The organism is uncultured Porphyromonas sp., assembly GCF_938046015.1.
Classification (GTDB): Bacteria; Bacteroidota; Bacteroidia; order Bacteroidales; family Porphyromonadaceae; genus Porphyromonas.
This window is the reverse complement of the sequence record NZ_CALIXW010000016.1, coordinates 1-13,499: the sequence shown is the minus strand read 5'-3', so window position 1 is coordinate 13,499 and position 13,499 is coordinate 1. Positions and strand designations below refer to the sequence as shown.

The window sequence follows — 13,499 nt, the reverse complement described above, 5'->3', positions numbered from 1 at the left end:
GCTATGGCTTCGGCTTCGTCGGGATCACCCTCTTCATGATGCAGCAGATCGCCCCGGGCAAGTACCAGATGGCGCACTACGCCTTCGCCAATAGCCTGATGAACCTCAGCGTCATGATCCCGGGGATGCTGAGCGGCTGGCTCGCCGAGCGCCTGGGGTACGAGTATTTCTTCTACCTCGTCCTGCTGGTGACCGTCCCTGTCATCCTCCTCTCCCTGCGCCTTCCCTTCGCTCACAGCGCGAAGCAGGAGGCAGCTGCCTAAGCATTATCCTCCGTTCATTATTCATTATATCTCGTATATGAGCAAGCTCAAGATCGTCGGGGAGGCTCTCCCCAACATGCCCTGGGAAGAACGCCCCGCGGGCTCCAAGGAAGTCGTATGGCGCTACAGCGCTAATCCCATCATCCCCCGCGACCTCCTCCCCACCTCCAATAGCATCTTCAATAGTGCCGTCGTCCGCTTCGGCGAAGGCTACGCTGGAGTCTTCCGCTGCGATGACACCAACCGCCGTATGCGCCTGCACGTAGGCTTCAGCGACGACGCCATCAACTGGAATATCAACCCCGAGCCCCTGACCTTCGAGTGCAAGGACAAGGAGATCGGCCAGTGGGTCTACGGCTATGACCCCCGTGTCGTCTTCATCGAGGACCGCTACTATGTGACCTGGTGCAATGGCTATCACGGCCCCACAATCGGCGTAGCCTACACCACGGACTTCAAGACCTTCCACCAGCTGGAGAACGCCTTCCTGCCCTTCAACCGCAATGGTGTACTCTTCCCCCGCAAGTTCAACGGCAAGTTCGCCATGCTGAGCCGTCCCAGCGACAACGGCCACACGCCCTTCGGCGACATCTTCTATAGCGAGTCGCCCGACCTGGAGTTCTGGGGTCGTCATCGTCATGTGATGAGCCCTGCGCCCTTCGAGGACAGCGCTTGGCAGTGCACCAAGATCGGTGCGGGTCCCATTCCCATCGAGACGAGCGAAGGCTGGCTGCTGATCTACCACGGGGTACTGGCCTCCTGCAATGGCTTCGTCTACGCCTTCGGCTCCGCGCTGCTAGACCTCGATGAGCCCTGGAAGGTCAAGTTCCGCTCTGGCCCCTACCTCATCTCCCCACGCGAGCAGTACGAGTGCATGGGTGATGTGCCCAACGTGACCTTCCCCTGCGCCGCCCTGCACGACGCTGAGACGGGCCGTATCGCCATCTACTACGGCTGCGCCGACACCGTCACGGGTCTGGCCTTCGGCTATATCGATGAGATCGTAGAGTTCACCAAGAAGCACTCAATCATCTAAGGCTCGCCCTTAGAGCATTCCTACAGCGCGCCCCGCGGAGACAGTTCTCCGTGGGGCGCGCTCCGTATATAGAGGATGAAGGCATGCGTAGCTGTGAGTGCCATTGCCAAGACTCGGGCAAGGCTCCAAATTTCCGTGCGCAAGAAAATTTATTTGTGTGCGCACAGAAATTTATTTTCTTGCGCACGAAAATTCCCGGCCCTGCGGAGACGACCCTGCGGCAGCTCCTCGAGGCGAAGCAACATGCCGCCGCAGGGCATTAGTCGGCCGCGAAGCTCGGCTCTCGCGAAGCGCCTTAGGTCGCTTCTGCGCTAGGGAGCAAAGGAGCCTAGTCCAAGCTCCTCGAGCATGCGACCGCAGAGGGAGGGAACGGAGCGAGCCACGAGTAGCTCGCTGAGGGATAGCAGTCAGAGAGCTGAGTGCCGTCGGTGACGAGCGTGAGGGATGTCCCTCAGCTTCTCCACGGATATCCCTCACAAGTGCTACCCTAGGGCTCCGCCTCCCTTGAGCTTAGGAGGGTGCTTGCTCCCGAGGGCCAAGGAGCCTCGTCCCGCGCTCATTACGAGGACTCCTCCCTGATGCTGCTGTACTCCGCCCCAGGTAGGTGCGCGGAATTCCTTAACTTTGCGCGCAACAAGTCAAGCACCATCATGCAAGAGAGAATAGAACAGCTAAAGGCCGAGCTCCTCGCGCTCAGCGCACAGACCGTGCAGGAGCTGGAGGAGCTGCGCATCAAGTATATCAGTAAGAAGGGACTTATCCCCCAGCTCTTCGATGCCTTCAAGACCGTGCCCAGCGAGCAGAAGCGCCTCGTCGGGCAGCAGCTTAATGAGCTCAAGGAGCTCGCCACGAGCCGCATCAACGAGCTGCGCACAGCCCTCGCCGGCCAAGGGACGAGCCACAGCGATATCGACTGGTCACGTAGCGCCTACCCCACGCCTCTCGGCACGCGCCACCCCCTGACGCTCGTCCAGCAGGAGATCACGGAGATCTTCTCCCGCCTCGGCTTCTCCATCGCCGAGGGCCCCGAGATCGAGGATGACTGGCACGTCTTCTCCGCGCTCAACTTCGCAGAGGATCACCCCGCGCGCGACATGCAGGATACCTTCTTCGTGAGCAATGTCCCGGGCACGCTGCTGCGCACGCACACCTCCTCGGTGCAGACGCGCGCCATGCTGTCCTCCGAGCCGCCGATCCGCATCATCTGCCCAGGGCGCGTGTACCGCAATGAGGCCATCTCCTACCGCGCGCACTGCTTCTTCCACCAGGTAGAGGCGCTATACATCGACCAGAACGTGTCCTTCGCAGACCTCAAGCAGGTCCTCCTCTACTTCGCGCAGGAGCTCTTCGGCGCCGATACCAAGATCCGTCTGCGCCCCTCCTACTTCCCCTTCACCGAGCCCTCGGCCGAGATGGATATCTCCTGCAACATCTGCGGGGGGACGGGCTGTAACTTCTGCAAGCACACGGGCTGGGTCGAGATCCTCGGCTGCGGCATGGTGGACCCCAACGTGCTGGAGAACTGCGGCATCGACAGCAAGAAGTACTCCGGCTACGCCCTCGGCATGGGTATCGAGCGCATCACCAACCTCAAGTACCGCGTGAGTGACCTGCGTCTCTTCTCGGAGAACGATGTGCGCTTCCTCGAGCAGTTCAAGGGCGCAGGCCGCTAGTAACAAGGATAAGGCGTGACACGCAGCGAGCGCTATAGGGGCGTCATAGCATGGTTCGAGGAGCACATGCCTGTGGCCGAGACGGAGCTGAACTACCGCAGCCCCTTCGAGCTGCTCGTGGCCGTCATCCTCTCGGCGCAGTGCACGGACAAGCGGGTGAACCTCGTGACGCCCGCCCTCTTCCTCCAGTACCCGACGGCTGAGCTGATGGCTCGGGCTGAGGTGGAGGACATCTTCGAGCTCATCCGCAGCATCAGCTACCCCAAGGCCAAGGCGGGCTACCTCGTCGGCACAGCGCAGCGCCTCGTCGCCGACTACGGCGGTGAGGTACCCGAGGAGCGAGAGGAGCTGATGAAGCTGCCAGGGGTCGGGCGCAAGACGGCCAACGTCATCGCCTCCGTCATCTTCCAGCAGCCCACGATGGCCGTCGACACCCACGTCTTCCGCGTGGCGAACCGCATCGGGCTGACGACGAACTCCAGGACGCCGCTCGCCACCGAGCTCACCCTCATCAAGTACATCCCCGAGGAGCTCATCCCGAAGGCCCACCACTGGCTCATCCTCCACGGGCGCTATGTCTGCCTAGCTCGCAAGCCCAAGTGCTCGGAGTGCGGACTGAGCTTCCTCTGCCGCTACTACGCTGCGGCCCAACGTAAGCAAAGCAAATCATCAAAGAACTAGTCATGGTACAGCAGCCCAAGCATCGGAAGGCCCTCCTAGGCACCCTCGCCCTAGGCCTCGCGCTCACGGCGGGGATCCTGAGTTCGTGCCTCACTGGGGGACGCAAGACTGGCAAGCAGCCCGCCCTCACCCTGGGGATCATGCCTTCGGTAGACTACCTCCCCATAGCGGTTGCCTCCGAGCATGGCTTCTTCGACGACTCGGTGGAGCTCGTCCGCTTCTCCTCGCCTATGGAGCGCGATGCCGCCCTACAGACGGGCTCGGTGGACGGATCAATCACAGACTACATGAGCGCCATGCTGCTGCAGAGCAAGGGGCAGGAGCTCGTCCTCCCCGTGGCTACTCAGGGGAGCTTCCGCCTGGCCTTCGGGCACAACGAAGACCTCATGCGCCTCTCCGACCTAGAGGGCAAGCATATCGGCCTCTCCTCCCACACCGTCATCGAGTACGCTACGGAGAAGGCGCTGGTATCCCCTAAGGGCAAGACCCTCCCCTTCACGCCCGTGGAGGTGCAGAAGGTACCCATCCGCCTGGAGATGCTGCGCTCGGGTGAGCTCGACGCGGCGATCCTGCCCGAGCCCTTCGCTACCCTCGCCGCGACCAAGGGGCTGCGTGTGGTCAGCCTACCCGATGGGATCATCGAGCATATCACAGGTCTCGCCCTCCTCAGCAAGAGCTACGAGACCAAACGCCCTGCCGTCGTCTCCCTCATTAAGGGATATAATAAGGCTATAGCCTACATGCAGCAGACACCGCGTGAGGAGTGGGTGGGCTCTATCGTCCAGCTTCTAGGCATCCCCCCCGAGGTAGCCCTGCAGCTGCAGCTCCCCGACTATCATCCAGCCGCCAGCCCCGACACGACGCACTTTGCCCCCATCCTCGAGTGGATGAAGACCAAGAAGCTCGTCCCCCACAGCTATCAGGCTACAGGGCTCGTGCCTCCGCTCCCCGACCTGCAGTAAGCACTCGCCCACGAGATACATGGCACTAGAGATTACCGATCTCAGCATCAGCTACCCCTCCAGAGGGCACCAGCAGACCGCGGTGCTCTCTGGTCTTTCTTTGTCGCTCCAGAGGGATGAGATCTGCTGCATCATGGGGCCCTCGGGCTGCGGCAAGTCCTCCCTCCTGCATACCCTCGCGGGCATCCTCACGCCCATGAGTGGCAGCATCCGCCTCAAGGGGCAACCGCTCGACCCACAGCACCAGCAGATCGCCCTCGTCCCGCAGCAGTACGGTCTCCTACCGTGGAAGCGAGTTCGAGCCAACCTCCAGCTCCCCGCCGCCCTCGGCAAGCGCCTCGTCCAGCCCGAGCAGCAGCGCGCCATCCTAGACACCCTAGGCCTCAGTACGCTCCTCGACCGCTACCCACAGGAGCTCAGCGGAGGTCAGCGCCAGCGCATCGCCCTAGCCCGAGCCTTCTTCATGCAGCCCGATCTACTGCTGCTAGACGAAGCCTTCTCCGCGCTAGACATCGCTACGGCCGAGCGCTCGCGTCAGCTCTTCCTAGAGCTCTGGCACGCCTACCCTACCCCGACCCTCATCGTGACGCACAGCCCTCAGGAGGCGCTGGAGCTCTCTCGGCGTACCCTCGTCTTCGGGGGACAGCCCAGCCAGCTCCTGGCGGACCTTAGCTCACCGAACCTCGAGCTCCTCACCCAGCGACTACGCCAGAGCTATGAGACGCTTTAGATCCCACCTCCTACAGCTCGCCCTAGGGGCGCTGCTCCTGCACGTCCTCTGGGTCATCGGCTATCTAGCCCTCCGCAGCGAGGTACTGCCCGCCCCTTGGCAGGTCTACCGACACATGCTACAGATGGACTGGACGGCTCTCGCAGAGCATAGTCTGCAGAGCCTTGCTCGCATTGCCTGGGGCATTGCTTTGGCCAGCCTCCTCGGCTGGCTCCTTGCCCTCGGCATGGTCAGTCTACCGCGCTTCGGCCGTAGCCTCTCGACCTTCATCTACTTCTCCTACCCCATTCCGAAGCTGGCCCTGCTCCCTGTCGTCATGCTCCTAGCTGGGCTCGGTGAGGCGACCAAGGTCATCATGATCGTCCTGATCATCCTCTTCCAGCTGGCGGTGACGATGCGCGATGCCCTCCTGCAGATTCCTGCGGAGCACTTCGCCCTGCTGCAGAGCCTCGGCGCTAGCTGGAGCGCACGCCTACGGCACATCCTTCTGCCCGCGGTACTGCCCGCCTTCCTCTCTGCCCTACGCATCGCCCTCGGTACGGCCATCTCGGTGCTCTTCATCACTGAGACCTACGGCACGACACTTGGGCTGGGCTACTACATCACGGACGCCTGGATGCGCATCGACTACTTAGATATGTATGCAGGGATCGCCCTGCTGAGCGTGATTGGGCTTAGCATCTTCGTCCTCATCGACCTCCTCGAGGCGCTACTCTGCCCCTGGACACAGCGTGCCAGCGAGCAGCCGCTCTAGGCATCTAAGCCGCTCACCACTAGCGTGAGGATACTTAGGCATCTCTCTCTCCTCACCGACATCAGCCCTTAGCCTAGGGAGATAGCGCACTCGGCAGCCGTGTAGAATGCGCTCCCCGCAGTCTACGCGACCTGCTAGAGCTATCCCTCACGAGCCGCGTCCAAAGGCCTTGCGGCAGGGAATAGCGGGATTTCTAGTATCTTTGACCTTGTGGCGAGGGGCCAAGCGAAGGAGCTCTCCTTAGGCTTCCTGATCCCCCAGCCCACTCGAAGGACTATGGCTAGTAAGCGACAACTCAAGAAAGAAATCATCCTAGAGGTGACCCAGCTTTTCGACGAAGCGATCATCCTACGCTCTCTGGCGACGGGTCAGAGCATGGAGCTGGAGCTGGAGGAACTGATGGATGACATCATGGTGCTGACGGACGACAGCCTCCGCCGCGTGGCTCACCCCGACGGCAAGGACAATCCCCGCCTCATCCGAGCCTACTACCGTGGGCTGCGTCAGCATATCGCCCAGCACGTGGCGGACTTCTCGGATCGCCTTGACCTCTTTGTCGAGGGGATCTACGGCATCAAGGGCTAAGGCCTTAGCCCGCATCACAAGATATTGATACGACTTTGCGTAAGAAACTTGCACAGACGCTCCTCCGCATCCTCGGCTGGAAGGTCGAGGCCTTGCCGCAGGATCATCCAGCAGGCAGCGTCATCTGTGTCGCCCCTCATACCAGTAATGCGGACTTCTTCATCGGGCTACTCTTCTCCTGGGCTGTAGGTATACGCTCGGGCTTCCTGATGAAGAGCGACTGGTTCTTCTTCCCCCTCTCCTCCATCCTCCGAGCCCTAGGCGGCGTACCCGTCAACCGCTCGGAGCGCAGCCAGACCGTAGAGCGCATCCAGCAGCTGCTGCGTCAGCGCGGGGAGATGCACATCGCCATCACCCCCGAGGGTACGCGTAAGCGAGGCGAGAAGTGGAAGAGCGGCTTCTACCACATCGCGCAGGCTGCAGGGCTCCCCATAGAGCTCGCCGTCATCAACTACAAGGATAAGGTCGTAGGCATTACGGAGGTCTTCCATCCTACGGGTGACCTAGAGCGCGACCTTGCCTACATCCGCAGCCGCTACAGCGCCGAGCAGGCGAAGTACCCCGAGCAGTTCACTCCCTAAGCGCCCAAGTCATGCAGCCGAGCCCTGAGCTCCGAGTAGCCGCCGTCCAGTGCCCCATCCTATGGAATGAGCCCGAGTCCAACCTCCGCTATATCGAGGAGCAGCTCCACGGCCAGGGGACTGCCGACCTACTTGTCTTCCCCGAGACCATCCTCACAGGCTTCTCGGCTACTGCAGCGGACTATGCCGATCGTGAGGGACGGCAGCTGGAGGAGCTCAGCCGCCTGGCACGTCACTACGACAAGGCACTCGCGGGGAGTCTACTCACCACCCTTGAGGGACAGCTGTACAATGCCTTCTTCCTCATCGACGAGGAGGGACAGGTGCAGCTGCAGCCTAAGCGGCATCTCTTCGCCCCAGGGGGAGAGCGCGGCTACGTACAGCCCGCTACTGAGCGCCGCATCTTCAGCTATCGAGGCTGGCGCATCCTGCCCCTCGTGTGCTATGACCTACGCTTCCCCGTGTGGTGCCGCAACGTGGACAAGGAGTACGACCTCATTCTCGTGGTGGCCAACTGGCCGAAGCCCCGCCGCGCCGTCTGGCAGACGCTGCTCCGAGCCCGCGCAATGGAGAACCTCTGCTACGTCGTCGGCGTCAACCGCGTCGGCTCCGACCCACAGGGGCTCATCTACACAGGGGACAGCGCCCTCATCAATCCTCGAGGTGAAGTCATTGCCGAGGCTGCAGCAGGTACCGAAGGGGTGGTCTGTGGCAGCCTCAGCTACGAGCCCCTCAGTGAGCTGCGACGTAAGTTCCCCGTCTGGGCAGACGCCGACCGCTTCACCCTTGAGCCCTAGTCCCAAGTACACGACACCAACCCTACTCATATAGATCAATGAATACGACATCACGCGCACAGCGCATCGCCGAGGCGCTCCTGAAGGTCAAGGCCGTCAAGCTCCAACCCGACGCACCCTTCACCTGGGCCTCGGGCTGGAAGTCCCCCATCTACTGCGACAACCGCGTCACCCTCTCCTACCCCGAAGTACGCAGCCTGATCAAGACCGAGCTGGCGGCAGCCATCCGTGAGGAGTTCGGCCAGCCCGAGGTCATCGCCGGGGTAGCTACGGGGGCCATTGCCCAAGGGGCCCTGGTAGCAGACCTCCTAGGACTGCCCTTCGTCTACGTGCGTCCTGCAGCTAAGGATCACGGCATGGGCAACCAGATCGAGGGCGAGCTCCCCCCTGCGAGCCGCGTACTCGTCATCGAGGATCTGATCTCCACGGGCGGTAGCAGCCTCAAGGCCGTAGAGGCGCTGCGTCGTGCAGGCAGCGAAGTCCTCGGGATGGTAGCCGTCTACACCCACGGCTTTCCACAGGCAGAAGAGGCCTTCGCCGCAGCAGGCCTTCGCCTGGTCACCCTCAGCCACTACGACGCCGTCATCGCCCAGGCGCTGGCCACAGGCTACATCAGCCCTGAGGACGAGGCCCTGCTCAAGGAATGGCGTAAGGCCCCCGACCAGTGGACGGGACGCCCCTAGTGCCCCGCTAGTAGCTAACTAATAGGAATCCACAATGAGTGACTACGTAAGTAATATCAAGACCATCGCTGCCCCACGCAGCCGTGTGTACGATCGCCTCTCCAACCTCGGGGGCCTCGCCTCCATTCAGGATCGACTGCCCGAGGAGGCACGTGAGAAGATCAGCATCGAGGCGATAGACAACGACAGCTGCGCCTTCGTCATCCCAGGTGCGGGACGCCTCGTCCTACGTATCGTGGAGCGTAGCCCCGAAGAGACGATCAAGCTGGCCACCGACCAGTCCCCGATCGATCTGACCATCTGGATACAGCTCCTCGAGCCAGCCCCAGGAGACACACGCCTCCGCCTCACGCTACGCGCCGACCTCAATTTCTTCCTCAAGAAGATGATCGGCGGCAAGCTACAGGAAGGGGTAGACAAGCTCGCTGACATGCTGGCGATGATCCCCTACAACTACTAGACGCTATGGAGCCCCTCCGAGCTGGATACCTCCTCCTCGGTCTAGCCTTCCTCCTCGGAGCCTGCAGTGAGACCGATAGCCCGGTGTCTCCTGCAGGCTCCGTCGCTTGTCGTCTAGAGCTGCAGGATAGCCGCTACCGCGCGCTCCTTGCTCCAGGTGGCATCGCTACGGTCACCGAGCCCCCGACGGCCAGCGCCCGCATAGGTCTACGAGGTCTTGTCGTCGTCCATGGCCTCACGGGCCAAGCGGACTACTTCGCCTACGACCTAGCCTGCCCCCACGAGCTAGGGCAACTGGTGCGCCTCGAGCTGAGAGAGACGCAGCTCGACTGTCCCTCCTGCCACAGCAGTTACGAGCTGCTAAGCGGCCTCGGTGCCCCCATCGCAGGGCCAGCCCGTAGCCCGCTACTGCGCTACCGTGTGCACCCGCTGGATCGCTACCGCCTCCTCATTGCTAATTAGTATCGGACTATGGAGCTCTCCGCCTGGCTAGTGATTGCCTACATACTCACCATCCTCGGGGTGATCGCGACTGTTCTGAGCGAGAACCGCAACCCACTGAAGGCCTCCGCCTGGATCTTCATCGTGGGGCTGATCCCGGTCTTCGGCCTCATGGCCTATATCGTCTTCGGGCAGGACCAGCGACGCCTGCATAGCATCAGCAGACGCTTCTATCGGCGTCTGATGCGGCGCCCACAGCGTCTAGCCCTCCCCGAGCACCTGCTCAAGCGCCGCCAGGTCACCGAGGAGCACCAGCAGATCATACAGCTGCTGCAGCGCAACTCCAACAGCCCGCTGCTGCAGCTCGAGTCCATGGAAGTCTACACCTGGGGCTATGATATGTATGAGGCGCTCTTCGTCGACCTCGAGCGAGCCGAGGAGTACATCCACCTGCAGGCCTATATCTTCGGCGCGGACACGGTACTCGACCGCCTGACCGAGGTCCTGATACGCAAGGCGGAGGAGGGTGTCACGATACGCATCATCTACGACCACCTCGGCTCCTACGATGTCCCCAGCAGCTACTGGCGTCGTATGCGCGAGGCAGGCATACAGGTCTATGCCTTTATGCGCGTAGCCTTCCCTCTACTCTCCACGACGGTGAACTACCGCAATCACCGCAAGATCGTCGTCATCGACGGCTCCATCGGCTATGTCGGGGGGATGAACTTTGCCCAGCGCTACCTCACGGGGAACCAGCTCGGACGCTGGCGTGATACGCACTTCCGCATCACGGGGGTGGCTGTGGCAGGGCTTCAGAGCTCCTTCCTCAGCGACTGGTACACCGTCTCGCGCAAGGTGGTGAACATGGATCGCTACTTCGATCCCAACGCCCTAGCTAATGCCTATTCGCCCTCCATCCAGTTCGTCCAGGGCGGCCCCTTCACCCACTGGCACGTCCTCGAGCAGGCCATCATCTACCTCATCAGCCGCGCCAATCGCTCCATCGCCATCGAGACCCCCTACTTCCTACCGACGGAGAATCTCAACAACGCACTCATCACGGCAGCGCTTGCAGGGGTCAAGGTCGAGCTGATGATCCCCGACCGCACGGACTCGCGACTGACGACCTACGCGGCTAACTCCTACCTTGCGCAGCTCCTCGAGGCAGGCGTCGAAGTCTACCGCTACCAAGCGGGCTTCCTCCACTCCAAGCTGCTCCTCATCGACGAGCGCATCGCCTCGATTGGCTCGGCCAATATGGACTTCCGTAGCCTGGAGCACAACTTCGAGATCGCGGGTATCCTCTACGACGAGGGCATGACACGACGTCTAAGGCAGATCTTCGAGGAGGACAAGCGCTCCTGCCTCCGCCTCGAGGCAGAGAGCTGGGCGCAGCGCGGCTGGCGCGTACGCTTCGCAGAGTCCGTCATGCGCCTCTTCGCACCACTCCTTTAATTTGTACCTATAGCCATCAAAGGCGCGGGGGCTGCTGGATCTCGATCGGATCCGGCAGCCCCCGCGCCTTTTGCCTGCTTGCCTACTTAGCCTTAGGCGTATAGCGGCTCATGCGCTTGATGATGACGTTCTTCAGCGGGCGGTCCTCGTTGTCCGTCTCGAGGCGCTGGATCTTGTCTACCGTCCCCCAGCCGTCCAGCAGACGGCCGAAGACCGTGTAGGTACCATCGAGGTGAGCAGCTCCGCCCTCAAACATGTACTGCTTCTTCTGCTCCTCGCTGTACTTCCAGCTCCGCCCCGCTTCCTGCTCCTTAAGGTCGAAGTCCGTGTAGTACTTGCCCGTGACGATGTAGAACTGGCAGGCCGAGCTACGCATCTCGGGATTGATATCATCGGGCTGACGGGCTGCTGCGAGGGCCCCGCGCACATGGACGAAGAGCTCGGGATGGAATTCGCCTGCGATCGTGCCCTCCGTAGAGTCCTGGGGCAGCGGAGCATCACGATTGAGGCCCTTCGTACCGAGGTGCCCCGTCTGAATCATGAACTCCTTGATCACTCGATGGAACTGTACGCCCTCGTAGGCACGACTGTCGACGAGGCGGAGGAAGTTATCCCGATGGATGGGCGTCTCATTGTAGAGCTCGAGGATGAAGGGCCCCTTGGAGGTCTCGACAAGTACCTGAGGGCGCGCCTGCCCGAGGAGCGAGGCTGCGGAGAGCAGTAGGGCCGCGAGGCCAAGTAGACAGCGGTGAAGCATAGGGATAGAGATCAGATGAGGATGGGAAGGGTATCGTTGGAGGCGTCAGCCGTGGTGATGAAGGCCTTGGGATCGAGCTCGAGGACGAGGTTCTTGAGCGGCTGGAAGTTCTTGCGCTGGATGATGATGAAGAGCACCTCACGCTCCTGCCCCGTGTACATCCCCTTGCCGTGGAGGAAGGTACCACGCACGCCCATACGCCCGACGAGCTGCTCACGGAGCTCCTCCATACGGTCAGAGATGATGAAGACTGATTTGTGGGGATTCTGCGGCTGCAGTGCCTCGACGACCTTGCTGTAGATGAAGATGGCGATCCAGGAGTAGAGGGGCACCTTCCAGTCCTCGAAGACCCACAGCCCCAGCAGGACGATCAGCGAGTCAATGATCATAATGAGCGTCCCCACCTTGGTATTGAACATACGTGAGAGCACGCGCGCCAGGGTGTCCGTGCCCGCACAGGTACTCTGTGCCTGGAAGATCATCCAGACGCTGATCCCGAGGATCGCACCGCCGTAGAAGCTGCAGAGGATGGGCTCCTCGACCAGAGGCTTACCCGCTGCCCATAGCTCGATGAGGTCGGAGAAGAGCGCCACGAGGAGGAAGGTGACGACGGTCTTGACCGCTGACCACTTACCCAGGCCGTGCATCGCGAGTAGGAAGAGGGGGATGTTGAAGAAGAGGGCGATCGTCCCGACACCAAGATCTAGGCCGAAGAGCGTCTTGGCGAGCTCGCGCAGCACCATAGCCAGGCCATACACACCACCAGGACTGATATGCGCTGGTGTCAAGAACAGGCTGTAGCCTACAGCGAGGAAGAAGGATCCGAAGAGGATCAGCGCAGCGTCTGTGAGGACCTGCTTCGCATTGATTTTCGGCATCTTGATGAGATGTGCTTAGTATAGGTGTTCGGGCGCTGGTCTCCCAAGCGTCTTCACAAAGATAAGTCATCTAGTGCATACGCTCTATGCCTTGGACAAAGGGACTCTGCGCCGCCCCAAGTTCGCAAGCAAGGAGGTCAATCGGAGGGAAGGGGCGGCACGGGACGAAGTCCCAGGAGTAAGGCGCGGTAGGCGGGGCGTCCACGCACTGCGCTGAGGGCTAAGGGAGGGCTTCGCTGAGGGATATCAGTCACGAGGCTGAGGGACGTCCCTCACGAGCCTGAAGGATAGCAGTCGGAGCGCTGAGGGATACCGGTCAGCCTGCCCTTCTGGGGGAGGAGGAGCGCACTAAGGGCCCCAGCAGCGCCCCAAGGGAAGGGGCTCGGAGCAGCTCGGCAGCTCGCTGGGAAGGGTGCTAAAGTAAAGGGAAAGGGATGCTGCGCAAGGCCTTAGGACAAGGCTCCAAGCGGGGTCTGAGCAGAGCGATTAAATAATTAGTTCTAGTTTGCGCTAAGATTTGTATCTTTGCCTTAGTATCAGATTTACTAATTCTAGTTTAGATATGGAAATTATTAAGATCGTCGGCCGCGAGATCCTCGACTCGCGTGGGAATCCTACCGTAGAGGTAGACGTACATCTGGCTAGCGGTATCATCGGCCGCGCTGCTGTACCTAGTGGTGCCTCCACCGGGGAGAACGAAGCTCTGGAGCTCCGTGACGGAGACAAGGGACGCTACCTCGGTAAGGGTGTCCTCAAGGCTG

At 61.4% G+C, this 13,499-nt stretch carries 15 protein-coding genes and 2 pseudogenes; 15 read left to right on the top strand and 2 right to left on the bottom strand.

Features of this window, described 5'->3' with window-relative positions:
* The 14 genes and pseudogenes from Q0248_RS01965 to cls all read left to right on the top strand — a co-directional run.
* Positions 1 to 263 (top strand): annotated as a pseudogene (locus tag Q0248_RS01965) (MFS transporter); the annotation flags it as partial.
* A 37-nt stretch (positions 264 to 300) separates the two neighbouring features.
* Positions 301 to 1,299 (top strand): glycoside hydrolase family 130 protein, encoded by a 999-nt coding sequence (locus Q0248_RS01960; protein ID WP_299319111.1) that lies wholly within the window; start codon positions 301 to 303, stop codon positions 1,297 to 1,299.
* 650 nt (positions 1,300 to 1,949) lie between these two features.
* Positions 1,950 to 2,972 carry a phenylalanine--tRNA ligase subunit alpha gene (pheS, locus tag Q0248_RS01955; RefSeq protein ID WP_299319108.1) on the top strand — a complete coding sequence of 341 codons (1,023 nt, stop codon included), beginning with the start codon at positions 1,950 to 1,952 and terminating at the stop codon, positions 2,970 to 2,972.
* Positions 2,973 to 2,987: 15 nt separating this feature from the next.
* Complete coding sequence (gene nth, locus Q0248_RS01950; protein ID WP_299319106.1) at positions 2,988 to 3,653, top strand: endonuclease III; 666 nt, start codon at positions 2,988 to 2,990, stop codon at positions 3,651 to 3,653.
* 2 nt (positions 3,654 to 3,655) lie between these two features.
* Positions 3,656 to 4,615: an ABC transporter substrate-binding protein gene (locus Q0248_RS01945; protein WP_299319104.1), complete on the top strand. Its 960-nt coding sequence runs from the start codon at positions 3,656 to 3,658 to the stop codon at positions 4,613 to 4,615.
* A 19-nt stretch (positions 4,616 to 4,634) separates the two neighbouring features.
* Complete coding sequence (locus tag Q0248_RS01940) at positions 4,635 to 5,345, top strand: ATP-binding cassette domain-containing protein (protein WP_299319102.1); 711 nt, start codon at positions 4,635 to 4,637, stop codon at positions 5,343 to 5,345.
* Positions 5,332 to 6,099, top strand: coding sequence for an ABC transporter permease (locus Q0248_RS01935; protein WP_299319100.1), 768 nt, complete (start codon positions 5,332 to 5,334; stop codon positions 6,097 to 6,099). Before Q0248_RS01940 ends, Q0248_RS01935 begins: the two co-directional genes overlap by 14 nt.
* Positions 6,100 to 6,375: 276 nt before the next feature.
* Positions 6,376 to 6,684 carry a hypothetical protein gene (locus Q0248_RS01930; RefSeq protein WP_211789353.1) on the top strand — a complete coding sequence of 103 codons (309 nt, stop codon included), beginning with the start codon at positions 6,376 to 6,378 and terminating at the stop codon, positions 6,682 to 6,684.
* 35 nt (positions 6,685 to 6,719) lie between these two features.
* Positions 6,720 to 7,265 carry a 1-acyl-sn-glycerol-3-phosphate acyltransferase gene (locus Q0248_RS01925; RefSeq protein WP_299319098.1) on the top strand — a complete coding sequence of 182 codons (546 nt, stop codon included), beginning with the start codon at positions 6,720 to 6,722 and terminating at the stop codon, positions 7,263 to 7,265.
* An 11-nt stretch (positions 7,266 to 7,276) separates the two neighbouring features.
* A complete protein-coding gene (locus Q0248_RS01920) occupies positions 7,277 to 8,062 on the top strand; it encodes an amidohydrolase (RefSeq protein ID WP_299319096.1) in 786 nt (261 codons plus the stop codon).
* Between the two features lie 38 nt (positions 8,063 to 8,100).
* Entirely contained in the window at positions 8,101 to 8,745 is a 645-nt protein-coding gene (gene pyrE, locus Q0248_RS01915; RefSeq protein WP_299319094.1) for an orotate phosphoribosyltransferase, read from the top strand.
* Positions 8,746 to 8,779: 34 nt separating this feature from the next.
* Complete coding sequence (locus tag Q0248_RS01910) at positions 8,780 to 9,205, top strand: SRPBCC family protein (protein ID WP_299319092.1); 426 nt, start codon at positions 8,780 to 8,782, stop codon at positions 9,203 to 9,205.
* A gap of 5 nt (positions 9,206 to 9,210) precedes the next feature.
* The gene (locus Q0248_RS01905) at positions 9,211 to 9,666 is read left to right on the top strand and encodes a Rieske (2Fe-2S) protein (protein ID WP_299319091.1); all 456 of its coding nucleotides are present in this window, start codon (positions 9,211 to 9,213) and stop codon (positions 9,664 to 9,666) included.
* 9 nt (positions 9,667 to 9,675) lie between these two features.
* Positions 9,676 to 11,103: a cardiolipin synthase gene (gene cls, locus Q0248_RS01900; protein WP_299319088.1), complete on the top strand. Its 1,428-nt coding sequence runs from the start codon at positions 9,676 to 9,678 to the stop codon at positions 11,101 to 11,103.
* A gap of 82 nt (positions 11,104 to 11,185) precedes the next feature.
* Here the strand turns inward: cls and Q0248_RS01895 are convergent, their stop codons facing one another.
* Entirely contained in the window at positions 11,186 to 11,860 is a 675-nt protein-coding gene (locus Q0248_RS01895; protein WP_299319086.1) for a peptidylprolyl isomerase, read from the bottom strand.
* A gap of 11 nt (positions 11,861 to 11,871) precedes the next feature.
* Positions 11,872 to 12,738 (bottom strand): YitT family protein, encoded by an 867-nt coding sequence (locus Q0248_RS01890; protein ID WP_211789345.1) that lies wholly within the window; start codon positions 12,736 to 12,738, stop codon positions 11,872 to 11,874.
* A 562-nt stretch (positions 12,739 to 13,300) separates the two neighbouring features.
* Here Q0248_RS01890 and eno point away from each other — a divergent pair.
* Positions 13,301 to 13,499, top strand: a pseudogene (eno, locus tag Q0248_RS01885) (phosphopyruvate hydratase); the annotation flags it as partial.

What these genes read in the sequence shown, in the direction of transcription:
- Q0248_RS01960 (WP_299319111.1), top strand. Translation starts at nt 301, where the DNA reads ATGAGCAAGCTCAAGATCGTCGGGGAGGCTCTCCCCAACATGCCCTGG.
- pheS (WP_299319108.1), top strand. Translation starts at nt 1,950, where the DNA reads ATGCAAGAGAGAATAGAACAGCTAAAGGCCGAGCTCCTCGCGCTCAGC.
- Q0248_RS01945 (WP_299319104.1), top strand. Translation starts at nt 3,656, where the DNA reads ATGGTACAGCAGCCCAAGCATCGGAAGGCCCTCCTAGGCACCCTCGCC.
- Q0248_RS01940 (WP_299319102.1), top strand. Translation starts at nt 4,635, where the DNA reads ATGGCACTAGAGATTACCGATCTCAGCATCAGCTACCCCTCCAGAGGG.
- Q0248_RS01935 (WP_299319100.1), top strand. Translation starts at nt 5,332, where the DNA reads ATGAGACGCTTTAGATCCCACCTCCTACAGCTCGCCCTAGGGGCGCTG.
- Q0248_RS01930 (WP_211789353.1), top strand. Translation starts at nt 6,376, where the DNA reads ATGGCTAGTAAGCGACAACTCAAGAAAGAAATCATCCTAGAGGTGACC.
- Q0248_RS01920 (WP_299319096.1), top strand. Translation starts at nt 7,277, where the DNA reads ATGCAGCCGAGCCCTGAGCTCCGAGTAGCCGCCGTCCAGTGCCCCATC.
- pyrE (WP_299319094.1), top strand. Translation starts at nt 8,101, where the DNA reads ATGAATACGACATCACGCGCACAGCGCATCGCCGAGGCGCTCCTGAAG.
- Q0248_RS01910 (WP_299319092.1), top strand. Translation starts at nt 8,780, where the DNA reads ATGAGTGACTACGTAAGTAATATCAAGACCATCGCTGCCCCACGCAGC.
- Q0248_RS01905 (WP_299319091.1), top strand. Translation starts at nt 9,211, where the DNA reads ATGGAGCCCCTCCGAGCTGGATACCTCCTCCTCGGTCTAGCCTTCCTC.
- cls (WP_299319088.1), top strand. Translation starts at nt 9,676, where the DNA reads ATGGAGCTCTCCGCCTGGCTAGTGATTGCCTACATACTCACCATCCTC.
- Q0248_RS01895 (WP_299319086.1), bottom strand. Translation starts at nt 11,860, where the DNA reads ATGCTTCACCGCTGTCTACTTGGCCTCGCGGCCCTACTGCTCTCCGCA.
- Q0248_RS01890 (WP_211789345.1), bottom strand. Translation starts at nt 12,738, where the DNA reads ATGCCGAAAATCAATGCGAAGCAGGTCCTCACAGACGCTGCGCTGATC.